The organism is Comamonas sp. C11, assembly GCF_024496285.1.
Classification (GTDB): Bacteria; Pseudomonadota; Gammaproteobacteria; order Burkholderiales; family Burkholderiaceae_C; genus Comamonas; species Comamonas testosteroni_F.
The window spans coordinates 3,407,302-3,434,174 of record NZ_CP101743.1 but is presented as its reverse complement, the minus strand read 5'-3'; the positions used below and the strand labels follow the sequence as shown (position 1 = coordinate 3,434,174).

The following is a 26,873-nucleotide window of genomic DNA, read 5'->3' as shown; positions in this document are numbered from 1 at the left end:
TCAAGGACTAGGAGATTTCAGAGCATGAGCGCTTCCCAGCACATCCAGGTACCGTCGCAGGGCGAGAAAATCACCGTCAATGCGGACAAGACGCTGAACGTTCCCGATCAGCCCATCATTCCGTTCATTGAGGGCGATGGTGTCGGTGTTGATGTGACGCCGGTGATGCGCAAGGTGGCAGACGCTGCCGTTGCCAAGGTATATGGCGGGCAGCGCAAGATTGCCTGGATGGAGGTGTATGCGGGTGAGAAGGCCACGCGCATCTACGGCCCCGATGTCTGGCTGCCCGAGGAAACCGTGGCCGCAGTGCGCGACTATGCCGTGTCCATCAAGGGCCCGCTGACCACGCCCGTGGGCGGCGGCATCCGCTCGCTGAACGTGGCACTGCGCCAGGAACTGGATCTTTATGTCTGCCTGCGCCCCGTGCAGTACTTCAAGGGCGTGCCTTCGCCGCTCAAGGAGCCCGAGAAGACAAATATGGTGATCTTCCGCGAGAACTCGGAGGACATCTATGCAGGCATCGAATACGCGGCCGGCAGCGAGAAGGCGAAAAAGCTTATCGACTTCCTGGCCAAGGAGATGGGAGCCAACAAGATCCGCTTTCCCGAAACTTCTGGCATCGGCATCAAGCCCGTCTCGCGCGAGGGTACTGAGCGCCTGGTGCGCAAGGCCATCCAGTACGCCATCGACAACAACAAGCCCAGCGTGACCCTGGTTCACAAGGGCAACATCATGAAGTACACGGAAGGCGCCTTCCGTGACTGGGGCTATGCGCTGGCGCAGCGCGAGTTCGCTGCCGAGCTGATCGACGGCGGCCCCTGGTGCCGCATCAAGCACCCGAAGACGGGCAAGGACATCATCATCAAGGACTCGATCACCGACGCATTCCTACAGCAGATTCTGATGCGTCCGGCCGAATATTCGGTGGTGGCCACGCTCAACCTCAACGGCGACTACATCTCGGATGCACTGGCCGCGCAGGTGGGCGGCATCGGCATTGCTCCCGGCGCCAATCTGTCGGAGAGCATTGCCTGCTTCGAAGCCACCCACGGCACGGCGCCGCGCTATGCCGGCAAGGATTATGTGAACCCCGGCTCCATGATTCTGTGCGCCGAGATGATGCTGCGCCACATGGGCTGGCGCGAGGCTGCGGATCTGATCGTCGAGTCGCTGGAAAAAGCCATCCAGAGCAAGCATGTGACCTATGACTTCGCCCGTCTGATGGACGGAGCGACCCAGGTGTCCTGCTCGGGCTTCGGGGATGTGGTGATTTCGATGATGGACTGAGCTGCGCTGCCTGCCCGGCAGCCTGCGAGATCTGCCGGTACCGTCACTTCAGCCGCCGCGCCGTCTCCACGGTGCGGTTTTTTTTACGCCTCTTACCTGGCGCTTGTAGTCCTGGGGCTGGCGTGCAAAGCCTCGAAAGTATGTCGATGTGTATCGGCTTTAAAGCGTGCAATACACAAATGGCAATTAATTTCAGGTGAGGCTATGGCTCCTTCATCCAATGACGGGCGCTGGTACTGGCTTGCAGTGGCGTTGCTGATGCTGCTGATGGGTCTGTACATGGCCATAGGCGGCGGCATTCTGCTGGGCAAGGGAGGCAGCTGGTACTTCGTGCTGATGGGGCTGGCGCTGCTGGCATCGGCCACACTGCTGCTGGCGCGGCGCAGGGCCGGTGCTCATGTCTATGCGCTGGCCTTTGTACTGACACTGCTATGGGCCTGGTGGGATGCGGGCTGGGAGTTCTGGCCGCTGGTTTCGCGCCTGATGGTGTTTGCCGTGCTGGGTCTGCTGGTGGCTCTGGGCTATGGGCAGCTTGAGGCGGGCAAGCTGGTCATGAACGACTACGGACGCCTTGGAGCCGGGGTGTCTGTGGTGGTGCTGGGCCTGGGCATCGTCGCGACGGCCGTCAGTGCCTTTTCGCCCAAGGGGGTGATTGCTCCCGAGGTCACCGAGGTGCCTTCGGTCGGCTCCATGGAGATCAGGGCCTCGGACTGGACGGACTGGGGACAGGGCCCCGCAGGACAGCGCTTTGCGGCCGTCGAGCAGATCAGCCGTGACAATGTCGACAAGCTGGCCGTGGCCTGGACGGCGCGCACCGGCGATGTGCCCCAGAGCATGGGCTCGGGCGCCGAAGACCAGAACACGCCGCAGCAGATCGGGGACCGCCTGTATGTCTGCACGGCCTACGGCAAGGTGCTGGCACTGGATGTGGATACGGGCGAGGAGAAGTGGAAATTCGACCCCGAGGCCAGGTCGCCCAATTGGCAGCGCTGCAGAGGTCTGGGTTACTTCGATGGAAACGAGGCCGCAATCAAGGCCTCTGGCGCACTCGGCAAGCCCGCAGATGTTGCACCAGGCTGCAGGCGTCGTCTGTTTCTGCCCACCATCGATGCGCGCCTGATCGCGCTCGATCCCGATTCGGGCAAGCCATGCACCGACTTCGGCAAGGACGGTGTGCTGGATTTGACCCAGGGCATGGGCGAGGTCAAGCAGGGCTGGTATCAGCAGACTTCGGCGCCGCTGGTGGCCGAGAACCTGGTGATCGTGGGCGGTCGCGTGGCCGACAATTTCTCGACCGACGAGCCCTCGGGCGTGGTGCGCGCCTTTGATGTGCACAGCGGCAAGCTGGTCTGGGCCTGGGACCCGGGCAATGCAGACATCACCGGACAGCCGCCGCAGGGGCAGACCTATACGCGCAATTCGCCCAATGTCTGGGGCGGCATGTCCTATGACGCCAGACTGGGGCTGGCGTATCTGGGCACGGGCAATGCCACGCCGGACTTCTATGCGGCGCAGCGCACTGCGGAGATGGAGAAGAACAGCTCCGCCATCGTGGCCATGGATATCAGGACCGGCAAGCCGCGCTGGATCTACCAGACCGTGCACCACGATCTGTGGGACTTCGACATTCCTTCCCAGCCTGCCCTGGTCGATGTGACCAATGCCCAGGGCGGGGTGGACCCCGCGCTGCTGCAGGTGACCAAGCAGGGCATGATCTTCATGCTCAACCGCGAGACCGGTGAGCCTCTGGCCGAGGTGCAGGAGCTGCCCGTGCCGCAAGGCCATGTACCCGGCGAGCGCTATGCGCCGACACAGCCCCATTCCACTGGCATGCCCAATATCGGCAACCAGACCCTCAAGGAGTCCGATATGTGGGGGGCCACGCCCTTCGACCAGTTGCTGTGCCGGATTGCCTTCAAGGACATGCAGCATCAAGGTGTGTTCACGCCGCCGGGCATGGGGCCGACGCTGCAGTTTCCTGGGTCCTTGGGTGGCATGAACTGGGGCAGCGTTTCCATAGACCCGATCAGCCAGACCATGTTCGTCAACGATATGCGCCTGGGTCTGGCGAACTACATGATTGCGCGCGCCGATATGAAGCCCGGTGCCAGCGGCATCGAGATGGGGGCCGTGCCCCAGGAGGGCACGCCGTTCGGCGCCATGCGCCAGCGCTTTCTGTCGCCGCTGGGCATTCCCTGCCAGAAGCCGCCTTTCGGCACCATGACGGCCGTGGATCTGAAATCCCGGCAGATCAAATGGCAGGTGCCCGTGGGCACGGTGCGCGACACCGGTCCTCTGGGCATTCCCATGTGGCTGCCAATTCCCATCGGCATGCCCACGCTGGGGCCTTCCATGGTCACCAAGTCGGGGCTGGTGTTCTTCGCGGGCACGCAGGACTTCTATCTGCGCGCCTTCGACAGCGCCAACGGCAAGGAGATCTGGCGCTCACGCCTGCCGGTGGGCAGCCAGGGCGGGCCGATGAGCTATGTCTCGCCCAGAACCGGCAGGCAGTATGTGGTGATCACCGCCGGCGGCGCACGCCAGTCGCCCAAGCGCGGTGACTATGTGATCGCCTATGCCCTGCCGCAGTAGCGACAGAGTGCCGGGTCGTGGCAGAAATATTCTAAAAACATAGCTTCTTGCGCTTTATGGATAAGGAGTTCAAATTGATTAATGTCTGAATTCTTTAAATAACAAGCGCTGTAAGCTATGAATAAAAGAGTATCTGCCGCGCAGGCCATGCCGCTCAGCGCGGTGGCAGCTCGCAGCCGTCGGGGCCGCAACTGGGGTCGCCACTGGTGTCGGTGTCGCCGGCCTGCTGCTGATTGAGCTCGGCAATCTGCTCGGCCCAGGCGGCCAGCTGCTGCTTCCAGCCGTCGACATCGCCCAGCCATTCGCCGATCTCGATGCGCTGCACGGCGCGTTGGCCAGCCTGCTCGGGGTGGTCGAACTCCAGCGCCAGGGTGGGGAAGCCCTGGCCCTGCACCATGCCAAGCCATTGGCGGCTTTCGGCAATATGCTTTTGCGTGGCTGCGCCGCTTTGCTCGGCGTAGGCCATGTCATAGGCCGCGCTGTCCAGACCGATGCCGGCCGCCAGCTCGCGCAGCACAGCGGGTTCGCTGATGCGGCGGCCCTCCACATAATGGGCTTTCTGCTCGGCAGCCAGCATCTCCAGGCCCTTGCCGGCCAGCGCTTCGGCGGCCAGCAGGGCCGTGGTCGGGGGCTCGGAGTCCAGCGGCGCGCCAATGTCGTTGAGCAGGCCGTTGAGATAGGCATCGCCAAAAGGCTGGCCCGTCATCTCGGCAATGCGCTGGTCGCTGGGCATGACCTTGTCACGCCAGTCCGCGGTGATGGTGCGCGTGTGGGCTCCGGTCAGCATGCCGCCGGCATGCCATTGAACCTCGATGCCGGGCACCTCGCGCGCGGCCTTGACCAGCGGGGCGGCGGCATAGCACCAGCCACACAGAGGATCGAAAATATAGTGCAGCACCAGGGCGGGCAGCTTGGATGTGTTCATATGGGAAGGCCTGCAAGGCCGGTAGATTTGCAAACAAGCTTCAATGTAAGCGCGGTAGCTGCGCTGGCGCCGTAGTGGCCGGGTATGACCTTGGCGCCGGTCTTGGCAAAATGGCTGCATTGTCCTCAGCTTGTTTGCCTGTCCATGCGCCTGAATGTCACGCCGCCGCCCCAGTCCTCGCCAGAGTCCGAACCTTCCCCGCAATCCGTGGCACGGCGCAGCACCATGCTGTTTCTGCTGTTCTGGCTGGTGGTCATGGGCGCAATGTATCTGGCCATGCAGTATTTCCTCAAGCCAGCCCAGGCCAAGGTCATGGCCGATGGCACGGTGCGCATAGAGCGCGGCATGGACGGGCACTTCCGCGTCAAGGGCTATGTGAACGATCAGCCCGTCACCTTTATGGTCGATACCGGGGCCACCTCGGTCAGCGTGACCGATGCGCTGGCCGAGCGTGCCGGCCTGGAGGGCGGCGAGAAGGTACGTTTTCGCACGGCCAACGGCGAACGTGACGGCCGCATCGTCACCGCCGACGAGGTCCGTATCGCCAGCCTGCGTGTGCGCGATGTGCGCGTGGGCACGGGCTATACGGGTGACGACAGCGACGACGCCTTGCTGGGCCAGAACTTTCTGCGCTACTTCGATGTGCAGATGAGCGGCGACGAAATGCTGCTGCGCCCGCGCAAGTGAGTGCCGTGAAGATGCTGGCCGTGATTTTGCGCACTTGTGCAAGTCATAGTCCGCAGTAGCCCAAAAGCGATTGCAGACTGGATTAAAGTAGGGCGCTTTGCCAACCGGCAAACAGGAATAGTGCACTGTGCGTGGGCCTCACACGGGCCTCTTGCGGTTGCTGCACTTGCCGCTCATGGGTGAAAGACATGTTCCGGGACTGTTGCCATTCAATGGACCGCAGGCGAAAGCTGGCTGCGGCAGACGACACTCAATGGACTGGTTAACCCAACTCTTCAAGGCCCTCAACGATATTGTCTGGGGCGTTCCCATGATCGTGCTGATTCTCGGCACGGGTTTTTATCTGCAGATCCGCCTGGGCTTCATGCCGCTGCGCAATATCGTGCGCGGCTTTCGCATGATCTGGCGCAGTCGCCGTCCCGGCGACAAGGCCGATGGCGACATCACTCCCTATGCCGCGCTGATGACGGCACTGTCCGCCACCGTGGGTACGGGCAATATTGCCGGCGTGGCCACGGCCATTGCCGTGGGTGGCCCGGGCGCGCTGTTCTGGATGTGGATGACGGCGTTGCTGGGCATGGCTACCAAGTATGGCGAGGTGGTGCTGGCGGTGAAGTACCGCGAGAAAAACGACCACGGCCAGTGGGTGGGCGGCCCGATGTACGCCATCAAGAATGGCCTGGGCAGCAAGTGGAAATGGCTGGGTACGCTGTTTGCCATCTTTGGCGGTCTGGCCGGTTTCGGCATCGGCTCCATGGTGCAGTCCAACGGTATTGCATCGGCCATGCACACGGCTTTCGGTCTGGAGAACTGGATCACAGGCCTGGGTCTGGCCGTGCTTACCGGTGCCGTGGTGCTGGGAGGCATCACCCGCATCGGTGCGGTGGCCGAAAAGCTGGTGCCTGCCATGTGCGTGGCCTATGTGATCTGCGTGCTCTATGTGCTGGGCGTGTACTTCGACCGCATTCCGGCTGCGTTTGCACTGATCTTCGAGCAGGCCTTCAACCCCACGGCGGCCACGGGCGGCTTTCTGGGCTCCACGGTGCTGATGGCCATCCGCATGGGCGTGGCGCGCGGCATTTTTTCCAACGAAGCGGGCCTGGGCACGGCCGGCATCGCCCAGGCTGCTGGTGCCACGCGAGACCCTGTGTTTTCGGGGCTGGTAGGCATGATGGGTACTTTCATCGACACCATCATCGTCTGCACCATGACCGGGCTGGCCATCGTGGTCAGCGGCGTCTGGAATTCTGGCGCTACCGGGGCCGTGCTGTCCACCCAGAGCTTCGAGGCCGCCATGCCCGGCGTGGGCAAATACGTGCTGGCCGTTTCGCTGTCGGTGTTTGCCTTCACCACGATTCTGGGCTGGGCCTATTACGGTGAAAAATGCTGGACCTATCTGGTCGGCACCATCTGTGAAAAGCCCTTCCGCATCTTCTGGACCATCAGCGCCTTTGTGGGTGCCGTGGCCACGCTGGACTTTGCCTGGCTGGTCGCCGATACGCTGAATGCGCTGATGGCGATTCCGAATCTGATCTCGCTGCTGTTGCTGTCACCTGTGATCGTGCAGCTCACTCGCGAATACTTTGCGCGCCAGGAAAATCAGGCCTGATCATTTTGAAAGCTTCAGGCGCTTGAAGCATAAGCGCTGGAGCTTGACCTGACCTCACGCAGGGCGCAGTTGTGCAAGCAGCTGCGCCCTGTGCTGTTTTGGGGCTGTGGCTGAAGCAGTCCCGCATATCTGCGAAAATGCCTCCACACAGGGAATGACTGTTGCGGGAAATCTTGCCGCAGCCGTTGTGCGTATCGAGGCTCGATCCACGCCCTTGCTTCGTGGCCTGCCGGGCTTCATCTTGAGATGAGACTGCAGGTTTTTCATGTTGCCGAGCCTCAAGTCGAATCGCCGCATTGTCGCGATTCCCGCTTTGCGCCCGACCACACGCCATTGCCCGGCAGCCATGCAGGCTGTCAGGCGCAGCCATGGATAGTCTGCCGTGTCCCACCGCCAGCCCGTTCGCGTTCCCGAACGTCACCAGTTTGATGCCTTGATCGATGCCCGCTCGCCCGCCGAGTTTGCGCAGGACCATATCCCCGGCTCCATCAACTGTCCGGTACTGAGCAATGCCGAGCGTGCCGAGATCGGCACCATCTACAAGCAGGTCAGCCCGTTTGAGGCCAAGCGACTGGGTGCTGCCTATGTGTCGGCGAATCTGGCACGCCATCTGCGCGAAACCTTTGCCGACAAGCCTGCCAACTGGAAGCCTCTGGTCTATTGCTGGCGCGGCGGCCTGCGTAGCGGCTCCATGGTGACCTGGCTGCGTCTGGTCGGCTGGGATGCACAGCAGCTGGCCGGCGGCTACAAGGCGTTTCGCGGCCATGTGATTGCGCAGCTTGAAAGCCTGGTGCCGCAGCTGCAGATGCGCGTGCTCTGCGGTGCCACCGGCTCGGCCAAGACCCGCGTGCTGCATGCGCTGGCCCAAAGCGGCGAGCAGGTACTGGACCTGGAGGGCTTTGCCAGCCACAAGGGCTCCTTGCTGGGCGGCCTGCCCGGCATCGAGCAGCCCAGCCAGAAACGTTTCGAAACCCTGATTGCCGAGCAGCTGGAAAGCTTCGATCTCTCGCGCCCCGTCTATCTGGAAGGCGAGAGCGCCAAGATCGGCCGTGTCGGCCTGCCGCTGGTACTTGTGCAGCATCTGCACAAGGCTCCGGTCATCGAGGTGCGTGCGACGACCGCCGCACGCCTTTCCTATCTGCTGCGCGACTATGCCTATCTGGGGGACGATCCCGAAGTGCTGGCCACCAAGCTGGGCTGGCTCAAGGAGCTGCAGGGCAAGGAGACTGTGGGCCGCTGGCAGCAATGGGCACGGGAAGGGGAGCTGCCTGCGCTGTTTGAAGAGCTGATGCTGCGCCACTACGACCCGCACTACGAGCGCTCCCAGTCGAATCACTTCGAGCAATGGTCTCGGCGCCAGGTTCTGGAGACAGACCAGCTCTCGGACGAGGCCATCACTGGTCTGGCGCAGCAGATCATTGCGATGCAGGTGCGCTGAGCCAAGCCGCTTGTTCAAACCTGCCAGCTGAAAAGGGCCGGTGCGGTGCGGACTAGTCCAGCTTCATCACCATCAGCACCTCGTCGAAATATTCGCCGTCAACGTACAGGGCCGCGGGCTCCAGCCCATATTCGCGAAAACCTGCCTGCTCATACAAGCGCAATGCGTTGCCGTTGCCGGCATTGCAGCCCAGCATCAGCTGCCGCAAGTTCAGCGCTCTGCCGTGCTCAGCAGCGGTCTCCAGCAGGCGGCGGGCCAGGCCTTGGCCACGGGCCGTTGAAGCTACATACATGGCAAAGAGATGGCCTTTGTGCGTGGTCTTCTCTCCCTGATCGCGATACATGCCCAGGCTGGCGCAGAGTCTGCCGTCTGCGTCAAAGCCTCCCCACATGGCCTGACCCTGGGCGCCGCTGAAGCGGCTCAGCAATTGCGCATCGCCGAGTGCCTGTTCGGTCGCGGGCGTGGCACCGAAGGCGGCGGGACATTCTGTCAGGGCCTGCAGGCGCAGGTCGCGATAACTGCAAAGGTCGGACTCAGTCAGTTGGCGTATGTCATATTGCATGGGCCGAGTTTAGACATGCTCGGCAAAAATGGGCACCAGCGACAGCAGCAGCAGGCCGGCCATCACGCCGTTGAACATGCGCAGTGCCTGTGGAGTGCGCAGTGCGCGCCCCACGGTGCTGCCGAACAGGGTCCAGACGCTGATGCTGGGATAGTTGACCAGACCCAGAACAAGGGCCGACAGCATCAGATTGACGAAAAAGCCTTCGCGCGGTGTGTAGGTCGCGACCACGCCCACGGCCATGATCCAGGCCTTGGGGTTGACCCACTGGAAAGCGGCGGCCTGCCAGAAGCTGAATGGGCGGCTGCCCGACTGGCCCTGGTCCACGCCGCCGGCACGGGCGATTTTCCATGCCAGCCAGATCAGATAGGCCGCGCCCACATATTTGAGCAGGGTGTAGATGCGTGGCTCGGCCTCGAACAGCTTGCCCAGGCCCGCGCCGATCAGCAGCACCATGAGGACCACGCCCAGACAGATGCCCAGCATATGCGGCACGCTGCGGCGGTAGCCAAAAGTGGCCCCCGAGGCCGTCAGCATCACATTGTTGGGGCCGGGCGTGACGGAGCTGACAAAGGCAAACATGGCCAGAGGCAGGATGAAGGCAGAGGATTCAGGCAGAAATGACATGGTGAACCTTGGGGCTGCATAAGCGTTGTGCCTCTATACTAAAAGCTTGAATCAGTACACCATCAGTACACTTTTGCAGGCCAATTCATGAGCTGGCCTGCTCTAATTGACCTGACACTTTGAGAAAGCGCTCCATGCTGGATGCACATATCGACGGCGGGGGCACGGCCCTGGCAGCCTTGCCTGTGGCCGCTACGGCCTCCCTGGGCTGGCAGCCCATGCGCTCCAGCGCGGTAGGCCTGGTGGAGCAGTTGGTCGAGCATTTCGGTGGGCTGATCCGCAATCATGGCCTGCGCGTGGGCGTGCGCCTGCCTTCGGTGCGGGCGTTGGCGGAAAGCGCAGGTGTCAGCCGCGACACCGTGGTCCAGGCCTACGACAAGCTGGCTGCCCAGGGTCTGGTTCAATCGCGGCGCGGCAGTGGTTTTTATGTGGCGGCCCAGCGCCGCGTGATGGAGCCTGCCGCCGTGGCTGCCGCCTCGGCGCAGCCGGCGGACTTCGACACCGCTTATCTGCTGCGCGGCATTTTTCGCGACGACAGCGCGGGCACAGGGGGCGCAGGCTGCCTGCCTTCGAGCTGGATGGACCAGGGCCTGATCACGGGCGCCATGCGCGCCATCACCCGTAACAATGCGCGGGCCGAGCAAAGCTTTCTCAGCTATGGCCATCCCCAGGGCTTTCTGCCGCTGCGCCAGCAGATTGCCTCGAATCTGCAGGCCCATGAGGTGCCGGCCCACCCCGAGGCCAACCTCATGACTGTAGGCGGCGTGACCCATGGCCTGGATCTGGTCGTGCGCTGCTTTCTCAAGCCCGGCGATACCGTGCTGGTCGAGGACCCGGCCTGGTTTCTGATCTTCGGGCGGCTCAAGTACATGGGCGTGAATGTCGTCGGCGTACCGCGCCTGCCCGGCGGGCCCGATGTGGCGGCTCTGGCATCCCTGGCGCAGAGCCACAAGCCCAAGCTCTTCATCCTCAACACGGCGGTGCACAACCCCACGGGGCTGAGCCTGTCTGCCGGCGTGGCGCACGAGGTGCTGCGCATTGCCGAGCGCCATGATTTCCTGCTGGTCGAGGATGACACCTATGCCGAATTCCTGGGCGCCATGCCGCTGCGACTGGCGGCCATGGACAGATTGCAGCGCGTGATTCTGGTGGGCGGCTACTCCAAGACCTTGTCGGGCGGCCTGCGCGTGGGCTATATCGCGGCCAAGCCCGAGTATGTGCACCGCCTGACCGACATGAAGCTGCTGGCGGGCCTGACCTCTTCGCTGCCGGCGGAGCAGATCGTGCACCATATCCTGGCCGACGGCTCCTTTCGCAAGCATGTGGACCGGCTGCGCGAACGCGTGGACCGGGCGCGTGGGCGCTGTCTGCGCAAGCTCGAAGCGCTGGGCTGCCATGCGGAGTACGAACCCGTAGCCGGCACTTTTGCCTGGGTCGACTGCGGCGTGGATACCGAGGTGCTGGCGCGTCAGGCGGCGCTGAGCAATCTGCTGCTGGCGCCGGGCCTGCTGTTTTCGCCGCAGCAGGCAACCAGCAGCAAGCTGCGCGTGCCCGTGGCGATGGCCGACCATACCGAGCCATGGAAGGTGCTGGAACAGATCCTCAGGCAGCTGCGCAAATAGCATCCTGCCCAGTGGGCAGGCTCGGGTTTTGTTCACGATTGATAACAATCGCGCGCCTCTGGCGTGATTGAGCATGTTGCATCTGCTGTTATGTTTGTAGCATGACAGCAGCACGAGCTTTGCCCCATGCCGCCGCAGGCCACTGCACGCGCGATCCCCTGCGCGGTCGCCCGGGCATGGGGCGGTGGCTGCTGTCAGCGCTGGTGCTTTGCTCTCTGGCCGCTTGTTCCAGCGCCCCCACGAATCACGGCGAAGTGAAGGGAGAGGACTTTCACTCGCGCGAGCTGCTGCAGTCCGACAGCAACCGCATGGCTACGCTGGCCATGAAGGAGAATCTGGAGAGCCTGTTTCTCATCATGGACAAGCTCTACCGCCGCAACCCCGCCGAATGGAAAAAGACGGCTTCCAGCCGCGAAGCGGCCATGACCTATGTGCGTATTGCCGTCATGGAGCGCCAGTCCTGGCATGAGCTGCAGGACAAGCGCGATGTGGCAGCGCTGTCCCTGGCCTTGCAGCCCGAGTTTGCCGGAGACCGGGTCGCGGCCTTCATCCATGCTGCAGCCGATATGTTGGTCACCGCGCATGGCGGGCGAACCAGCTTTACGCTGATCGACGGGCTGGATCCGCAGCATGTCTTCAATGCAGCGCGCAATCTGGAAATTGCCAACTGGATTCTCAACTCGCGCAAGACGCCCGGTGGAAAGCCCTTGCTGCTATCGAATCAGATAGCGCAAGAGGAGCGCAACCTGAGCTTCGAGCGCGAGATGGGAAAGATCATCGGCCGGCTGGATCTGGTGGCGGATTACACCACCGAGCGCTACCGGCGCTCCGTCATCGGCTATGCACAGGGATTGCTTGCCGGCCCGTTCATGCAGTTTTTGCCTGTTCGATAGAAATTCTTCAGACCTCACAGAGCACGATGGTGGCAATTGCGGACGAGTCTTCCATGGCACGCACGGCATGGGGCATATTGGCTGGCAGATGCATGAGTTGCTTGGGGCCCAGTTCATGCACGGTCTGGCCGATGAGAACTTCGAGCCGACCTTCCAGGCATTGCAGGCTGACGCTGCCAGGCACGCGATGCGGCGGTAGCGACTGGCCCGAGCGCAGCACGACGCGAATGACTTCCAGATCTTCCGCCTTGAAGAGCACGCTCGAGTGAGCAGCAGAAAGCCTGGCTCCGTAAGGAGCGACATCCAGAGCTTGGTGGGTGGGCGTGGAGTGGATATGGTCCATGACAGCACCTGAGCGAAAGCGGTAATAAGGCATTCTCCCCCGAGTGGGGCCCAAGTTCAATCACCGTTTTGTGACAGCGCTGTAGGGCATCAGGCCTTATCGCCTCGTTTCGTTGCTCATCAGCGCTGTTTGGCGCGTATCGCTGAGGTCCGGGAACGACAGGCAGCTGTCATGCCAGATGCCGCAGATTCTCTGCAGACATGGGGTTGAAGCCCGCTGTGGCGAATTCTGCAGCCCAGCGTTTCAGCAGGATCGAATAAGCGTTCAGGAAGAACTGCCGAGGAGCCTGAATCTGCCAGGTGACGGGCAGGTAGAAGCAGTCGTCGTGGCTGTCTTCCAGTGGTGCTGCAAAGTCGTATTGCAGGCTTTGCAAGGCGGCTTGCAATGACCGGGTCAGCATCACTTTGTGCGCAGTGCTCCATGAAGCCTGTTCACAGCAGGGAAAGAAATAGTGATCGAACAGCAGCAGCAACTGCTGGGGATCATTGGGGTCATAGACCGCGAGTTCCTGACCCAGAGACTCTTCCCGATCATAGATATCGAAGGGCGCCAGCAAAACAGACGGGTCGGCATGGAACTCGATGTCGCTGCCGGGGTGATTGAGAGGCTCGGCCATGGTCAGAGGAATACAGAAGAAACAAGGCGACAGTCTGCCATTGAGCGGCACTTCAACGCCGTATCCGCTTCAGCTATTTGTTCAAACTGAATGCCTTGCGCCAGCGCCGGCTCGCGTGAATAGTGGATGGCGTTGCTCGTGCGGCATATGAATTGCTTCCAGGCGTCGGAGCCGCTCTCGCGATCGTCGCCGCTGTCGCCACCTCAAAGGCATAAGGGCTGGTCACGCAGGTACAAATCCGGCTCATTTCGCCGTGCAGAGGGGAAGGCGAGGCGCCGTGCGCAGCGGCTGGGAATGTCTAGCTGGCTTCAATGATTTTCAAATCGAATCATTCATGCGGTTTAAACAATTGGACTTGAATGATTGAACGCTTCAGCATGCAGTGCAGGCACCGGATACAGGTGCCGCAGCCTGAACAAGGAGACAAGCATGAACAAGCGATTCTTACTGCGAGCCTGTGCGAGCGCAGGCCTGGCAGCCACCATGAGCATGGGCTTTGGCGGGGCGGTGCTGGCTCAGGAGAGCTATCCCGCAGCCCCCATCACGCTGGTGGTGCCGTTTGCCGCGGGCAGCGGCACCGATGCGGTAGCCCGCGTGGTGGCCAACAAGCTGGGCGAGCGACTCAAGCAGCCCGTGGTGGTGGACAACCGGGCCGGGGCCAATGCCCAGATTGCGGCCGCGCATGTGGTCAAGGCCAAGCCGGACGGCTATACGCTGTTCATGACCACCAACACCTCGCATTCGGCCAATCCCTGGCTGGTCAAGGGGCTCAAGTACGACCCAGTCAAGGACTTCACGCCCGTGGCTCGTGTGGGCGAGCTGCCGTTCGCGCTGGTGGTCCATCCCTCTGTGCCGGCCAGGACCGTGGCCGAGCTGATTGCCTATGCCAGGTCGCATCCGGACAAGCTCTCCTACGGCACGCCCAACAGCACCTCGCTGGTGGCTTCGGAAACCTTCAAATACATCACGGGTACGCAGATCACCGGCGTGCCCTACAAGTCCAGCCCGCAGGCGCTGACCGATGTGATGGGCAACCAGATCCAGATGTATGTGGCCGACCTGGGTTCGGCCTGGGGCACGCTCAAGACCGAGCGCGTGCGCACGCTGGGCGTGACGGCGGCCAAGGGATCGCAGCTGCTGCCCAATGTGCCCGCCATCGGCAAGACGCTGCCGGGCTTCGACCTCACCTCGTGGAACGGCATCTTCGGCCCGGCCGGCATGCCCAAGGCCATTGCCGAGCGCATCAACAGCGAGCTGCAGCTCATTCTCAAGGACAAGGCCGTGCAGGAGCAGCTGGCCCAGGTCGGCTTCGAAGTCTGGCCCACGGCCACGCCCGACGAGTTCGCGCTCTATGTGAAGGAGCAGCTTGCCAAATGGGGGCAGCTTGTCAAGCAGGCCGGTATCGAGGCGCAGTGAGATGACGAGCATGCACAGCAATAGCAGTCAGGCTGCGGGCCACACAGCGAGCCCCTCAGCGGATACATCAGCCGGTCCCTTGGCCGGCGTCAGGATCGTGGACATGACCTCCGTGATCATGGGGCCGTTTGCCACGCAGATTCTGGCCGCCCTGGGCGCCGATGTGATCAAGGTGGAGTCGCCTGAGGGCGACAACATGCGCCATGTAGGACCCATGCGCAACCCCGGCATGGGCCCCATTTTTCTGCAGGCCAACCAGGGCAAGCGCTCGGTGGTGCTCGATCTCAAGCAGGCCGCAGCGCGCCAGGCGCTGCTGCAGCTGCTGGCCGATGCCGATGTCTTCATCAGCAATGTGCGGCCCCAGGCCATGGCCAGACTCGGCCTGGACTGGCAGACGCTGGAGCAAAGCCATCCGCGCCTGATCCATGTGAGTTGCTGCGGCTTCGATCAGGCCGGCCCCTATGCGGCCAGGCCTGCCTACGACGATCTGATCCAGGGGGCGACCGGCGTGCCCTGGCTGGCCCAGCAGTATGGCGGGGGCGAGCCGTCCTATGCGCCCATGACGCTGGGCGACCGGGTCACGGGCCTGCATGCGGTCTATGCGGTCACCGCAGCGTTGTATGCGCGTGAGAAGAGCGGCCAGGGCCAGGCGGTGGTCGTGCCCATGTTCGAGGCCATGACGCAGTTCATCCTCGGCGATCACATGGCCGGGCTGAGCTTCGAGCCGCCGCTGGGCGAGGCCGGCTATGCGCGGCTGCTGACGCGCCATCGCAAGCCCTACCGCACCAGCGACGGCCATCTCTGCGTGCTGATCTACAACGACAAGCACTGGCACAGCTTCTTCAACGCCATAGGCCAGGGCGAGCGCATGCGCGAGCCCATGTTTGCCACCCACGGCCAGCGCGCAGCGAATATCGATGTCGTCTATGCCGAGGTGGCAAGCCTGATGCGCGAGCGCAGCACGGCCGAGTGGCGTGCGCTGCTCGATGCGGCCGACGTGCCGAATATGCCCATGGCCTCGCCCGAGGACCTGCTGGCCGACCCCCACCATGCGGCCACGGGATTCGTGCGCGAGATCGAGCACCCCAGCGAGGGGCGGCTGCGCACCACGGCCAATCCCACGCAGTGGAGCGCAACGCCCCCGGGCCGCGAGGCCAGCGCTGCGCCGCAGCTGGGCCAGCACACGTTGCAGGTGCTGCGCGAAGCGGGTCTAGGCGAGGCGCAGATTGCCGCGCTGCAGGCCAGCGGTGCCTGCATGCAGGCTTCATCATCCAACGACCAAAGAGAGACAGACATATGCCCCGCTATCTGATCCGCGAGCAGGACGTACAGGGCTACAGCCCCGCCAACCACCACGGCACGGTGAACCGGCGCCTCGTCAGCCAGGCCAATGTCGGCGCCCAGCATATGGAAGTGGTGCTCGGAACGCTGGAAAAAGGCGGCGGTGCGCTGCCGCATGCCCACCCGGGCATGGAGCAGGCCTGCTATCTGCTGGACGGCACGGCCGAGGTGGAGGTGCAAAGCCAGGGCCAGACCGAGCGCTTTGCCATGCAGGCGGGCGACACCTGCTTCTTCCCCGAGGACTGCATGCATGTGTTTCGCGTCACCAGCGACCAGCCTGTGCGTCTGCTGGTCATCTACAGCCCGCCCTATGGCGAGAACCCGGCGCGCGTGCGTCGACCTGATTGATAAAAACAATAGCTGATAGCGCCTGTCAGGCGGGCGTTTGAGGCGGATTTCATTGAAATTCAACCGATAGAGAGAAGCTGCCATGGATTTTTTATGGAGCGCCGAGCAGGAACAGATCCGGGATGCCGTGCAGCGGGCCTGCGCGCCTTTCGACGATGACTACTGGCTGAAGAAGGACAGGGACGGCGGCTTTCCGCACGACTTCCACCAGGCCCTGGCCGAAGCCGGCTGGCTGGGCATTGCCATGCCCGAGGAGTTCGGCGGTGCGGGTCTTGGCATCACCGAGGCCGCGCTGATGATGCACACCATCTCGGCCACGGGGGCGGGCCTGTCGGGGGCCTCGGCCGTGCACATGAATATCTTCGGCCTGCACCCGGCCGTGGTCTTCGGCACCGACGAGCAAAGACAGCGCTGGCTGCCGCCGCTGATCGCTGGCCGGGACAAGGCCTGCTTCGGTGTGACCGAGCCCAATGCCGGACTCAACACCCTCAAGCTGCAGACCCGTGCCGTGCGCGACGGCGATGTCTATGTGGTGCACGGGCAGAAGGTCTTCATCTCCACGGCCCAGGTGGCCAACAAGATATTGCTGCTGGCGCGCACCAGGCCCGTGGAAGAGTGCCAGGGCACCGAAGGCCTGTCGCTGTTCTATACCGACCTGGACCGCAGCCGCATCGCCGTGACCGAGATCGAGAAGATGGGCCGCAAATGCGTGGATACCAACCAGCTCTTCATCGACGGGCTGCGCATCCCGGTGCAGGACCGCATCGGCGAGGAGGGCAAGGGCTTTTCGTACATCTTGCACGGCCTCAACCCCGAGCGCATCCTGATCGCGGCCGAAGCCGTGGGCCTGGGCCGTGCGGCCCTGGCGCGCGCCACCCAGTATGCGAACGAACGCGTGGTCTTCGACCGGCCCATAGGCCAGAACCAGGGCGTGCAGCACCCGCTGGCCCAGGCCTGGATGGGCCTGGAGGCCGCACATCTGATGGTGCAGAAGGCCGCCTTCCTCTACGACAAGGGCCTGCCCTGCGGAGCCGAGGCCAATGCCGCCAAGTACCTGGCCGCCGAAGCCTGCGCCAAGGCCTGCGAGACCGCCATCTTCACGCACGGCGGCATGGGCTATGCCAAGGAGTTCCATGTGGAGCGCTATATGCGCGAGTCCTGGATTCCGCGCCTGGCACCCGTGAGCCCGCAGCTCATCATGTGCTTTATCGCCGAGAAGGTGCTGGGCTTGCCCAAGTCGTATTGACAGCCCGAGGGGCAGCGGAGGGAGGGTTAGCAAATGACCCGCTTGACCTTTCGTCGCCAAGGTCAGAGGGCGGGTCTCGGCCCGCCAGCCGACCTACTTTCTTCCGCAAGAAAGTAGGCAAAGAGCCGGCCCCCGCTGCCCCCGTCCCGCCGGCTGCGCCTGCGGGCAACCTGCGCCGTCAAGCTCTTGCGGCTGTGCGGTCCAACTCGCTGCGCGTGCTGTGCACGCTTCGCTCAGACACACGGCCGCAGATTTGATGACGATGCAGCTGCACTCTGCGGTGCAGCTGCACGCCGCAAGAGCTTGCCGTCACAGGCGTGGGCACAAGGGGTGAGACCAACAACCGGCTTCGTCCCAATTCTTGCAGGCCGCCCGTACCCACCCGTGTGTCTGCGCCTGCGGCATGCGGTTCGGGATGCGGGCAACGCTGCCGCAGGACAGCGTTGCATCGTGCTCTGGCTTGCCGCCGTCTGTCTGAGCGAAGCGGCTTGCCGCGCAGCGAGTTGGGCGGCACCGCAGTCTGAATGGCGTGACGCAGGTTTGCCCGTAGCGAAGCGCAGGGACGCGGACGGTAGGGCTGTGTTCTTTGCTTACTTTCTTGCACAAGCAAGAAAGTGAGTCGCCCGCCGGGGCGAAATCCCGGCGTGGCCGGCAAGGCCTCTGTCGCTGGCGACAAATCTGATAGCTGTTTTTGATAGCTGCTTGCGCATGCTGTGAAAGGGCTAGAGGCTGATTTGAATTGAATTCTCTGTTGCAGCTACATGACCGCAGGAGTTGGTGAGCGAGGCATATGAGCCACCGAGGCGAATTCCCGGTGTCTTGCTGCATCGAGTATGGTCTTGACCAGACTTTGCGAATCATGATGAAAACCCATTTGCTGCGTTACTTTGTGGTCCTGGCCGAAGAGTTGCACTTCGGCCGGGCTGCCCAGCGCCTGTGCATCACCCAGCCGCCGCTGAGCATGGCGCTCAAGGCGCTGGAGCAGGATCTGGGCACGGTACTCATGGAGCGCGACGCCAAGAGCGTGAAGCTCACGCCGGCAGGTGAGGCCTTTTTGCATGAGGCGCGCAAGGTGCTGGCCCAGCTCCAGCATGCGGCCGAGGTGGTGCGCGGCGTGGCCCAGGGGCTGCAGGGGCGACTGGACATCGGCATCACAGGGTCCATGGTCTACCGGCAGGTGCCTCGTTTCTGTCGGGCCTTTCGCGTCGAGCGCCCGCTGGTCGAGCTATGCCTGCACGAGATGTCCACGCGCGACCAGCTGCAGGCCATTGCCAGCGGGCAGATCGACTGCGGCTTTCTCAACATCGGTACGCCCCAGGACGATATACGCACGCTGTCCATTGGCGAGGAGGCTTTTGTCTGCTGCCTGCCCAGCGACCATGCACTGGCCGAGCGTGGCGAAATCGATCTGCACGAGCTGGCTCAGGACACTTTTGTCATGTTTGCACGCGAGGTGGCTCCGGCAAATTACGACAACGTCATCGCCTGTCTGCAGCAAGCCGGCATCCATCCGCATACCCGCCATGCCGCGCGCCAGTGGCTGACCGTCATGGCACTGGTCTCGGCCGGGCAGGGGGTGGCTCTGGTGCCTGCCTGCATGCAGACCGTGGGCATGAACGGCGTGCGCTTTGCGGCGCTGCGCGGCAGCCGCGTGACCACGCCGGCCGTGCTGGCCTGGCGGCCACAGGGCATGCCGGCCGTGCTCGAGGCCTTTGTGGCCAGCGTGCAGAACCTGGTGCACGCCGCACGGCCAGAACTCCCAGCCGCAGTCCGCTAAGTCCGCAACTTCGGTGCGTCTGTTGCCGCTCGACGAGAAAACCTGCTCCATGAGACCCTGTCAGTCAAAGATGGCAATGCCTGTGGCTCAGCCGAATTGAATGCCTTGCGCCAGTGGCAGCTCGCGCGAGTAGTTGATGGTGTTGGTCGTGCGGCGCATGTATTGCTTCCAGGCGTCGGAGCCGCTCTCGCGGTCGCCGCCAGTCTCCTTTTCGCCGCCAAAGGCTCCGCCGATCTCGGCACCGCTGGGCCCGATGTTGACATTGGCCATGCCGCAGTCCGAGCCGGCCGCGCTCAAGAACAGCTCCACCTCGCGCAGATCGTTGGAGAAGATGCAGGAGGACAGGCCCTGCGGCACATCGTTATTGAGGGCAATGGCCTGCTCCAGCTCGTCGTAGCCCAGCACATAGAGCAGGGGGGCAAAGGTCTCGTGCCGCACGATGCCGGTCTGCGCCGGCATGTCCACGATCGCCGGAGCCACATAGAAGCCCTGCGGAAACTGCTGCTCCAGCTGGCGCTGGCCGCCCGTGAGCAAATGGCCGCCGTCTTTCAGCGCCTGACTCAGCGAGTGCTGCAGCGCCTCGAACGATGCCTCGTTGATCAGCGGGCCGACCAGGGTGTCCGGCTGCAGCGGGTTGCCGATGCGCAGGCTGCGGTAGGCCGGCAGCAGCCTGTCCAGCAGCGGCTGCTTGACATCGCGGTGCACGATCAGGCGGCGCAGCGAGGTGCAGCGCTGGCCGGCCGTGCCCACGGCGCTGAAGACAATGGCACGCACGGCCAGATCCAGATCGGCAGCGGGCGTGACCACCATGGCGTTGTTTCCGCCCAGCTCCAGAATGCGTTTGCCAAAGCGCGCCGCCACCTTGGGGCCCACAGTGCGGCCCATACGGCTCGACCCCGTGGCCGATACCAGTGCAATCCGGGGACTGTCCACCAGGGCCTCGGCCACGGCTGCGCCGCCTAGCACGATCTGCGCCAGACCTGCCGGAGCCCGGTCGCCAAACCGGGCAATGGCCCGCTCCAGTGCCTTGAAGGTGGCCAGGCCCGACAACGGCGCCTTGTCGGAAGGCTTGAAGATCACCGGGTTGCCGCAGACCAGGGCAATCGCCGCGTTCCACGCAAATACGGCGCTCGGAAAGTTGAAGGCCGTGATGATGGCCACCGGCCCTAGCGGGTGATATTGCTCCATGATGCGGTGGCCGGGACGCTCGGAAACAATGGTCTTGCCATGCAGCTGGCGCGACAGGCCCAGCGCAAATTCGCAGATGTCCACGCCTTCCTGCACCTCGCCCAGGCCTTCCTGAGCTATCTTGCCGACCTCGCAGGAAATCACATGGCCGATATCGGCCTTGGCGCTGCGCAGCTCCTCGCCCCAGAGCCGCACCAGCTCGCCGCGTACCGGAGCAGGAACCAGGCGCCATTGCCTGAACGCCTCGACTGCATGGTCTATGACTTGCGCCACCTGAGCGCCGGGCAGGGCGGTCAGGCTGGCCAGTTCCGTGCCGTCGATGGGCGAGTGCACGCGGATGTCCTTGCCTTCAAGGGCCTGCAGCGCTATGCCGCAGCGGCTCAGCACGGTCTGGAAGTCGGCAGCGGAGATGGCAGTCATGGCATTCCCTCCTGAATGGTTCGAGATACAGGCCTCAGCCTAGCAGGCCTTCGAAGTAGGGGGCCACGCGGGTGCCCGAGAGTGCGGCCAGCGTGCATTGTTCCTGGCGCACAAAGCCTTGCTGCGGCAGTTGGCCCGTGGCGAATAGCTCCACGGCGGCCAGCATGCCGGCAGAGGTCGTCAGCTCTATGGCCGTGCGCTGTCTGCCGCGCAGTGCAGCGCCAAAGATGCGGGCCCCGCGCATCAGCTGCTCCAGCCGGCCCGCGCGCATGCCGCTGGCCATGGCGGCAATCACCACCATGTCTTCACGGCTGTGGGGCACCGCGCCTTCGAGCACCTGGCGCAGCAGATCGCGTCGCTCTATCAGGCGCAGGCCGTGCAGCAGCAAATGCATGGCATCGCGATGGCCGGGGTGGCGTATGGTCTTGTAGTTGAGGTTGCGCACGCGGCCCTGCAGCGTCTCGCACAGCGTGCCCAGACCGCCCGAGGTGTTGAAGGCCTCGAAGTTCTCGCCGTCCAGAATCAGGGCTTCGACCCCCTCCAGCGGCGGCACCAGCATGGGCTGACCGTTGACGATGGTGTTGCAGGGTTTGCAGTACTCGTTGATGACGCCGTCCACGCTCCAGGTGAAGTGGTAGCGCAGCGCATTTGTCGCATGGCGGGTGAGCGCACCCACGCGCAGCTGCAGATCGAACAGCTCGTCGAACTGCTGGGCCAGATGCCCACCCAGCATGCCGATCAGGCCCGGTGCCAGTCCGCATTGCGGCATCAGCACCGAGCGCGCCTGCGCCGCAATGTCCTGTATGGCGCGCATGGCTGCCACATCCTCGGTCAGATCGAAGTAATGCACGCCCTGCCGCGCCGCAGCCCGGGCCACGCGCTCGGCACAGAAGAAGGGCAGGGCATTGATGACCAGCGAGTGCTGCTGCAGCGCGCTGCTCAGTGCTGCATCGTCGTCGATATCCAGCTGCAGGGGGTGGATCTGCGGGTCGCTGCCGGGCGGGGGCTGCATATCGGCCAGCGTGACGGTGGCTTCATGCAACTCGGCAGCCATGTCGGCGATCGTTGAGCCGATCTTGCCGGCGCCGAGGATGAGAATGTTCTGTCCAGTCAGCTTCATCATGGAGAACTCCTTGAGAGCAACGCAGCGATCACTTCCTCTGGGGCCATCTTAAACACAGGGCAGCGATTTGCACCACCGTGGCAAGCGTCAGCAGGAGTCGATTTGCGTGGGCAGACAAGGAGTCTTCAGCAGGAGCAGTCCGCTTCGGAAAGAATAGCTGTCAGCGCTTGCGGAGTCAGAGCTGACAGCCTGACAGGCTTCAAGCCCGGAGGCCCGCTGTGATACCCGCTGCAGCAGAGCGGGGTCAGCTGGCCGGCGACCGGGTCTGGTGGCTAGTGGCTGTGCAGCACGATGGTGATCAGGGCCGAGGAGTCGAGCTCGGCCTCGACCTCATGCATGGTTTGGGCGGGCAGAAACAGCAACTGCCCCGCGCTCAGTGTCTGGCGGCTTGCGCCCTGGATGACGGCGAGCCGCCCCTCCAGACATTGAATCGTCAGTTCGCCCTGCACCTGATGCGCAGGCAGGCGCTTGCCTGCCATCAACACCAGGCGGATCACTTCCAGGGTTTCGGACTTGAACAGTGCAGCGGTCTTCTGGTTTCCCAGCGAAGTGCCGTAGGGCTGCACTTCGACGGGAACCCCGGGTTGGGCGTGGGGCAGGGCCATGGTCTCAGGCCTTTTTCTGCAGCATCTTGATGATGCTGGAAAAGTCTTCGCCGCCGTGGCCGGACAGGCTGTGCGCCGCATAGATGGAGCGCGCCATGCCACCCAGCGGCGTGCTGGCGCGGTTGGCCGTGGCGTTATCCTGCGCCAGGCCCAGATCCTTGAGCATCAGGTCCGTGCCGAAGCCGCCTGCATAGCCCTTGCTGGCCGGCGCGTTCTCATGCACGCCGGGGAAGGGGTTGTATTTTTCCAGGGCCCAGTTGCCGCCCGAGCTGCGACGCATGATTTCGGACAGCACCTTGGGGTCCAGGCCGTTGGCCACGCCGAGGGCGATTGCTTCGCTGGTGCCCACCATCAGAATGCCCAGCAGCATGTTGTTGCAGATCTTGGCCGTCTGGCCCGCGCCGACACCGCCCGCGTGGAAGATATTGGCGCCCATTTTTTCAAGCAATGGCTGGGCGCGTGCCAGTTGCGCGTCGCTGCCGCCCACCATGAAGGTCAGCGTGCCGGCAATGGCACCGCCGGTGCCGCCCGAAACCGGGGCGTCGATGAAGTCGATGCCCGCTGCCTGGGCCGCCTTGGCTACCTTCTGGCTGGTGGCCGCGGCAATGGTGGAGCTGTCGATGACCAGCGTGCCCTTGGCGATGTGCGCGAGCAGACCGGCCGCACCGTCGCGGCCCAGGAACAGGCTCTCTACATGCTGGCTGGCGGGCAGCATGGTGATGACGGTTTCGGCGCCTTGCACGGCTTCCTGGGCACTCGAGGCCGCCTGTGCTCCGGCGGCCACGACCTTGGCGATGGCCTCCTGGCTCAGGTCGAAGGCTTTGACACTGTGGCCGGCCTTGGCCAGATTGACGGCCATGGGGGCACCCATATTGCCCAGACCGATGAAAGCGATTTGCATGTCTGTCTCCTTGCTGTTATTGAATTGATAGCGTCTAGCGCTTTATCCATAAGCGATTGATTGGTTTTCGCTTAATTCTTGAGAATGGCGCCCTTGTCAGCGAGCAGGCTGCGCAAGATGCTGCGATGACAATGCGCCTCGTCGTCGCAGTAGCAGCCCAGAGAAAAGGCCGAGCTATGCGACAAGGCTGCAAGCAGGCCCAGGGTGCGATCGGCTGCGGGCTCGGCCAGTTGCTTGCGAAACTGCTTTTCAAACTGCTTCCAGAGCTTGTCGGCCTGTGCCTCCTGGCCGGCCGTGCGCAGCTTGATGGCCTCCAGGGCCTGCTGCATCAGCTCCACCTCGGGCGAGAGCTCGGGATACCAGCAGTCGTAGTAGTTGCGGCTTGCGAACTCGGCCTTGGGTACGCCGCGCGGCGGTCTGCGCACCGTACCTATGCGCAGGCCCTCGTCGGGGGCGCGTTCGCTGCCTAGCTGGACTATGCGTATGGCCATGAGGTCAGTCCTTTGTGCTTATTCGCTGTCGAAAATAGGATGTTTTCTGGGGGCGTCGGCATCAGCCGGTTTCGAGGCTGCCCTGGTGCGCTTACGCCCGCTGCTGGAGCCTTGAGCGCCGGGGTTTTCTCCATCGCCCGGCTTCTTGCCATCGGTCTTGCTGCCGGTCTTGCGTTTTGGCGTGGCCTTTGCCAGCGGATTGAAGGCCAGGGCTTCGCTGATCCAGTGCTGCCACTGTTCACGCCTGGCGTAGCCCGTGGGGCCGACGAGAAAGTAGCCGTCCATCAGCCCGTGTGAGGACAGCGGGCGCACGCCCGGCATCTCCGCGATCTGCGCATGACTGGCGGGGGGCAGGCGCACCAGCAACTCGTCGTTTTCCACGCCCAGGCACATCTTGCCGTCGACCATGAACACATGGCAGCCAAACATGGTTTTCTCTTCCACGGCTGTGCAATCCTGCAGCGCATCGCGCACGGCATCTATGAGCTGCAGGGTTTCAGGGGCGATGGGCTTGGCGGGCATGACAATCCTTGCGTTGCGTGGTGGCAGCAGCTTAGCGAATGACCTCCGGAGCATCGCCCTCCAGCATGCGCCTGGCAATGATGACGCGCATGATTTCGTTCGTGCCTTCCAGAATCTGGTGCACGCGGGCATCGCGCATCAGACGCTCCAGCGGGTATTCGCGGATATAGCCATAGCCGCCATGCAGCTGCAGGGCCTCGTTGCAGACCATGAAGCCGGCATCGGTGGCAAAGCGCTTGGCCATGGCGCAGTAGGTCGATGCATCACGCGCACCGGCGTCCAGCTTGGAGGCTGCCAGGCGCACCATCTGCCGCGCTGCGACCAGCTCGGTCGCCATGTCGGCCAGCTTGAACTGCAGGGCCTGAAAGCTCGCAATGGACTTGCCGAACTGCTTGCGCTCCTGCATGTACTGCTGGGCCTGGGTCAGCGCGCCCTGGGCTGCGCCCACCGAGCAGGTGGCGATATTGATGCGCCCTCCGTCCAGGCCCTTCATGGCTATCTTGAAGCCTTCGCCCTCGCGGCCCAGCAGGTTGTGTGCGGGAATGCGCACATTGTCGAAGCTGATGACGCGCGTGGGCTGGCTGTTCCAGCCCATCTTCTCTTCCTTTTTGCCATAGCTCACGCCGGCTGCATCGGCAGGCACGGCAAAGGCCGAGATGCCCGAAGCCCCGGAGCCGGCATCGCCGGTTCTTGCCATCAGCACCAGCACATCGGTGCTGCCCGCGCCGCTGATGAAGGCCTTGCTGCCGTTGACGATGTATTCGTTGCCGACCAGTTCGGCCCGGGTCTTGAGCGAGGCCGCATCCGAACCCGCGCCGGGCTCGGTCAGGCAGTAGCTGGCCAGCTTGCTGCCGCTGGTGAGCTGCTCGCCCCATTCGGCGCGCACGGCGTCGGTGGCCCAGGTTCCCAGCATCCAGGTCGCCATGTTGTGGATGGTGATGAAGGCCGTGGTCGATGGATCGACGGCCGCCATTTCTTCGAAGACCAGCGTTGCATCGAGTCGTGGCAGGGCCAGGCCGCCGATGCTCTCCGGAGCATAGAGGCCACAGAAGCCCAGCTCGCCGGCCTTGGCAATCGCATCGCGCGGGAAGATGTGTTCGCGGTCCCACTCGGCCGCATGCGGCGCCAGCTCGGCCTGCGCAAAAGCACGGGCGGTATCGGCAAATGCGCGTTGATCTTCGCTGAGTTCAAAGTCCATTTCGTGTCTCCTTTTTTGTTCTATTCGTCTTCTGGCCCCTGACGGCTTTGCAGCTCAGTCCGGCGGCCCCTGGTGCAGCCAGCGTTTGAGCACCGCATCGCGGGCCGTGATCTGCTGCACCAGACAGCCGTGGTAGCGGCTGGGCCAATCGGGCTGCGCTTCAAAGGCCTTTGTGGCCTGCTTGCACTGGGTAATGCGCTGGCGGCTCCATTCGCCTTGCTCCTTGCGCAGGGCGGGGCGCTCATGGGCCGATAGCGCACGCATCACGTCGCCGTAGAGAATCTGGTGGTCGGTGTCGGCTTGCTGGAAATCCTTGATGGCACAGGCATTGGTCTGGGCCGTGGTGCCGCCGGCCACGCAGTCGGCTCCGGCCTGGGCCAGGGCGTGCTGGCTCAAGCTTGCAGCAATAAGAAGAGCTGCAAGCGATTTGGCGTCGATGGTCGCAGGCCGCAGTTGCCTGATTTTCTGAATGCGGATCGTCATGCCCGCATCATCGCAGCCCGTGGTGGTCTGCAGGCGCAATCGGTGTGGGGTGAGCCGGTTCATGGCTGTTTTTCCCCTTGAGCCTGTTTCGCCAGCGGAGACCAGTTGTTCTTGAAGTCCTTGACCCGGCTCAGGGCCATGCCGATGCGGCAAGCAGCCATGTCTTCGGCTTCATGGACATAGCCATTGGGCTGGCAGCGCCGGTCGCGCCGCTGTGTCCAGTCGTCCTGTTCGGTTTGCAGGGCCTGGGCGCTGGCCTGCGGCAACTGGCGCTGCAGGTACAGGTAGAGCACCTGCATGCCCCGCTCCAGGACCTGGGCCTGTTGCTCAAGACAGGCAAGAGACAGTGGCTGATCTGCGGGGCAGTGCAGCGGGGCCGGTTCGTTTTCCTGGGCCGAGGCCACAGACAGATGGGCAATCAGCAGGCTGCCGGCAACCAGGGCGCACAGACGGGTCAGCCGCCGTGCGGGGCTGTGAGATATGTTTGCGGCAGGGCGCAGGGGTGAGGAGCGTGACAATTCTTGAACGTACATGCCAGCCATCATCGGCAAAGCCGCACAGCGCAGCCCGGGCCTGGCAAGAGGCAGGGCTGCACTGTCGGGTTTCATGGAAG

At 63.5% G+C, this 26,873-nt stretch carries 26 protein-coding genes; 12 read left to right on the top strand and 14 right to left on the bottom strand.

Features of this window, described 5'->3' with window-relative positions:
- The first annotated feature begins 24 nt into the window (after window positions 1-24).
- Together icd and NOX35_RS15690 are read left to right on the top strand one after the other, a co-directional pair.
- Window positions 25-1,287: an NADP-dependent isocitrate dehydrogenase gene (icd, locus tag NOX35_RS15695; protein ID WP_182283128.1), complete on the top strand. Its 1,263-nt coding sequence runs from the start codon at window positions 25-27 to the stop codon at window positions 1,285-1,287.
- Between the two features lie 204 nt (window positions 1,288-1,491).
- Window positions 1,492-3,879 (top strand): membrane-bound PQQ-dependent dehydrogenase, glucose/quinate/shikimate family, encoded by a 2,388-nt coding sequence (locus NOX35_RS15690; RefSeq protein WP_256493918.1) that lies wholly within the window; start codon window positions 1,492-1,494, stop codon window positions 3,877-3,879.
- Between the two features lie 154 nt (window positions 3,880-4,033).
- Here the strand turns inward: NOX35_RS15690 and NOX35_RS15685 are convergent, their stop codons facing one another.
- Complete coding sequence (locus tag NOX35_RS15685) at window positions 4,034-4,804, bottom strand: DsbA family protein (RefSeq protein ID WP_256493917.1); 771 nt, start codon at window positions 4,802-4,804, stop codon at window positions 4,034-4,036.
- A 144-nt stretch (window positions 4,805-4,948) separates the two neighbouring features.
- On the opposite strand from NOX35_RS15685, the gene NOX35_RS15680 reads away from it, so the two are divergent.
- The 3 genes from NOX35_RS15680 to mnmH all read left to right on the top strand — a co-directional run bounded on the left by NOX35_RS15680 (window position 4,949) and on the right by mnmH (window position 8,538).
- Window positions 4,949-5,491 (top strand): TIGR02281 family clan AA aspartic protease, encoded by a 543-nt coding sequence (locus tag NOX35_RS15680; RefSeq protein WP_256493916.1) that lies wholly within the window; start codon window positions 4,949-4,951, stop codon window positions 5,489-5,491.
- Window positions 5,492-5,744: 253 nt separating this feature from the next.
- Window positions 5,745-7,100, top strand: coding sequence for a sodium:alanine symporter family protein (locus NOX35_RS15675; RefSeq protein ID WP_182283124.1), 1,356 nt, complete (start codon window positions 5,745-5,747; stop codon window positions 7,098-7,100).
- A 382-nt stretch (window positions 7,101-7,482) separates the two neighbouring features.
- Entirely contained in the window at window positions 7,483-8,538 is a 1,056-nt protein-coding gene (gene mnmH / locus NOX35_RS15670) for a tRNA 2-selenouridine(34) synthase MnmH (protein ID WP_182283123.1), read from the top strand.
- A gap of 52 nt (window positions 8,539-8,590) precedes the next feature.
- Here mnmH and NOX35_RS15665 read toward each other — a convergent pair whose 3' ends face one another.
- Window positions 8,591-9,100 carry a GNAT family N-acetyltransferase gene (locus tag NOX35_RS15665; RefSeq protein WP_182283122.1) on the bottom strand — a complete coding sequence of 170 codons (510 nt, stop codon included), beginning with the start codon at window positions 9,098-9,100 and terminating at the stop codon, window positions 8,591-8,593.
- Window positions 9,101-9,109: 9 nt separating this feature from the next.
- The gene (locus tag NOX35_RS15660; RefSeq protein WP_256493915.1) at window positions 9,110-9,727 is read right to left on the bottom strand and encodes a LysE family translocator; all 618 of its coding nucleotides are present in this window, start codon (window positions 9,725-9,727) and stop codon (window positions 9,110-9,112) included.
- 134 nt (window positions 9,728-9,861) lie between these two features.
- On the opposite strand from NOX35_RS15660, the gene NOX35_RS15655 reads away from it, so the two are divergent.
- Together NOX35_RS15655 and NOX35_RS15650 are read left to right on the top strand one after the other, a co-directional pair.
- Window positions 9,862-11,349: a PLP-dependent aminotransferase family protein gene (locus tag NOX35_RS15655; protein WP_256493914.1), complete on the top strand. Its 1,488-nt coding sequence runs from the start codon at window positions 9,862-9,864 to the stop codon at window positions 11,347-11,349.
- Between the two features lie 101 nt (window positions 11,350-11,450).
- Window positions 11,451-12,242, top strand: coding sequence for a hypothetical protein (locus NOX35_RS15650; protein ID WP_256493913.1), 792 nt, complete (start codon window positions 11,451-11,453; stop codon window positions 12,240-12,242).
- 7 nt (window positions 12,243-12,249) lie between these two features.
- On the opposite strand, the gene NOX35_RS15645 is transcribed toward NOX35_RS15650, so the two are convergent.
- Together NOX35_RS15645 and NOX35_RS15640 are read right to left on the bottom strand one after the other, a co-directional pair.
- On the bottom strand, window positions 12,250-12,585 hold the full coding sequence (locus tag NOX35_RS15645; RefSeq protein ID WP_003075803.1) for a cupin domain-containing protein: 336 nt from the start codon (window positions 12,583-12,585) through the stop codon (window positions 12,250-12,252).
- 169 nt (window positions 12,586-12,754) lie between these two features.
- Complete coding sequence (locus NOX35_RS15640) at window positions 12,755-13,201, bottom strand: hypothetical protein (RefSeq protein WP_256493912.1); 447 nt, start codon at window positions 13,199-13,201, stop codon at window positions 12,755-12,757.
- 429 nt (window positions 13,202-13,630) lie between these two features.
- Between NOX35_RS15640 and NOX35_RS15635 the strand changes: the two genes are divergently transcribed.
- The 5 genes from NOX35_RS15635 to NOX35_RS15615 all read left to right on the top strand — a co-directional run bounded on the left by NOX35_RS15635 (window position 13,631) and on the right by NOX35_RS15615 (window position 19,329).
- Window positions 13,631-14,617, top strand: a complete 987-nt coding sequence (locus NOX35_RS15635) for a tripartite tricarboxylate transporter substrate binding protein (RefSeq protein WP_256493911.1) — start codon at window positions 13,631-13,633, stop codon at window positions 14,615-14,617.
- A 1-nt stretch (window position 14,618) separates the two neighbouring features.
- On the top strand, window positions 14,619-15,929 hold the full coding sequence (locus NOX35_RS15630; RefSeq protein ID WP_256493910.1) for a CaiB/BaiF CoA-transferase family protein: 1,311 nt from the start codon (window positions 14,619-14,621) through the stop codon (window positions 15,927-15,929).
- On the top strand, window positions 15,914-16,306 hold the full coding sequence (locus NOX35_RS15625) for a cupin domain-containing protein (protein ID WP_034358217.1): 393 nt from the start codon (window positions 15,914-15,916) through the stop codon (window positions 16,304-16,306). Before NOX35_RS15630 ends, NOX35_RS15625 begins: the two co-directional genes overlap by 16 nt.
- Window positions 16,307-16,388: 82 nt before the next feature.
- On the top strand, window positions 16,389-17,552 hold the full coding sequence (locus NOX35_RS15620) for an acyl-CoA dehydrogenase family protein (RefSeq protein WP_256493909.1): 1,164 nt from the start codon (window positions 16,389-16,391) through the stop codon (window positions 17,550-17,552).
- 859 nt (window positions 17,553-18,411) lie between these two features.
- Window positions 18,412-19,329, top strand: coding sequence for a LysR family transcriptional regulator (locus NOX35_RS15615; RefSeq protein WP_256493908.1), 918 nt, complete (start codon window positions 18,412-18,414; stop codon window positions 19,327-19,329).
- An 87-nt stretch (window positions 19,330-19,416) separates the two neighbouring features.
- On the opposite strand, the gene NOX35_RS15610 is transcribed toward NOX35_RS15615, so the two are convergent.
- The 9 genes from NOX35_RS15610 to NOX35_RS15570 all read right to left on the bottom strand — a co-directional run bounded on the left by NOX35_RS15610 (window position 19,417) and on the right by NOX35_RS15570 (window position 26,793).
- Window positions 19,417-20,937, bottom strand: coding sequence for an aldehyde dehydrogenase family protein (locus NOX35_RS15610; RefSeq protein WP_256493907.1), 1,521 nt, complete (start codon window positions 20,935-20,937; stop codon window positions 19,417-19,419).
- Window positions 20,938-20,971: 34 nt separating this feature from the next.
- On the bottom strand, window positions 20,972-22,060 hold the full coding sequence (locus NOX35_RS15605; RefSeq protein WP_256493906.1) for a saccharopine dehydrogenase family protein: 1,089 nt from the start codon (window positions 22,058-22,060) through the stop codon (window positions 20,972-20,974).
- A gap of 272 nt (window positions 22,061-22,332) precedes the next feature.
- Complete coding sequence (locus NOX35_RS15600) at window positions 22,333-22,665, bottom strand: cupin (protein WP_256493904.1); 333 nt, start codon at window positions 22,663-22,665, stop codon at window positions 22,333-22,335.
- 4 nt (window positions 22,666-22,669) lie between these two features.
- Window positions 22,670-23,566 (bottom strand): 3-hydroxyisobutyrate dehydrogenase, encoded by an 897-nt coding sequence (gene mmsB / locus NOX35_RS15595; protein WP_256493903.1) that lies wholly within the window; start codon window positions 23,564-23,566, stop codon window positions 22,670-22,672.
- A gap of 71 nt (window positions 23,567-23,637) precedes the next feature.
- Window positions 23,638-24,057, bottom strand: a complete 420-nt coding sequence (locus NOX35_RS15590; RefSeq protein ID WP_012838776.1) for a DUF488 domain-containing protein — start codon at window positions 24,055-24,057, stop codon at window positions 23,638-23,640.
- An 18-nt stretch (window positions 24,058-24,075) separates the two neighbouring features.
- Window positions 24,076-24,579 carry a TfoX/Sxy family protein gene (locus NOX35_RS15585; RefSeq protein ID WP_256493902.1) on the bottom strand — a complete coding sequence of 168 codons (504 nt, stop codon included), beginning with the start codon at window positions 24,577-24,579 and terminating at the stop codon, window positions 24,076-24,078.
- 31 nt (window positions 24,580-24,610) lie between these two features.
- The gene (locus NOX35_RS15580; protein WP_256493901.1) at window positions 24,611-25,777 is read right to left on the bottom strand and encodes an acyl-CoA dehydrogenase family protein; all 1,167 of its coding nucleotides are present in this window, start codon (window positions 25,775-25,777) and stop codon (window positions 24,611-24,613) included.
- Window positions 25,778-25,831: 54 nt separating this feature from the next.
- On the bottom strand, window positions 25,832-26,323 hold the full coding sequence (locus NOX35_RS15575; protein ID WP_256493900.1) for a lysozyme inhibitor LprI family protein: 492 nt from the start codon (window positions 26,321-26,323) through the stop codon (window positions 25,832-25,834).
- Window positions 26,320-26,793, bottom strand: a complete 474-nt coding sequence (locus NOX35_RS15570) for a lysozyme inhibitor LprI family protein (RefSeq protein WP_256493899.1) — start codon at window positions 26,791-26,793, stop codon at window positions 26,320-26,322. Before NOX35_RS15570 ends, NOX35_RS15575 begins: the two co-directional genes overlap by 4 nt.
- Window positions 26,794-26,873: the final 80 nt, after the last annotated feature.